At 55.4% G+C, this 233-nt stretch carries 1 protein-coding gene; it reads left to right on the top strand.

Features of this window, described 5'->3' with window-relative positions:
- A partial coding sequence (locus tag V5P19_RS24580) for a molybdopterin dinucleotide binding domain-containing protein (RefSeq protein WP_334408122.1) occupies positions 1–233 on the top strand: 233 nt, incomplete at both ends.

Raw genomic sequence — 233 nt, 5'->3', positions numbered from 1 at the left:
GCATACAAGATGGCGATACTGTTCGGCTGTGGAACTCACGCGGGCAAATTCTTGCCGGAGCGGTCATTAGCGAGGGAATTAAACCTGGCGTGATTTGCATTCACGAAGGGGCATGGCCGGATCTGGATTTAACCGCTGACGGTATTTGTAAAAACGGCGCAGTGAACGTGCTGACCAAAGATCTCCCCAGCTCGCGGCTGGGGAATGGCTGTGCGGGTAATACGGCGCTGGCA

Origin of the sequence: Enterobacter sp. UNJFSC 003, assembly GCF_036903355.1 — a bacterium.
Lineage (GTDB): Bacteria > Pseudomonadota > Gammaproteobacteria > Enterobacterales > Enterobacteriaceae > Enterobacter.
This window is presented reverse-complemented; position numbering and strand designations above follow the sequence as displayed.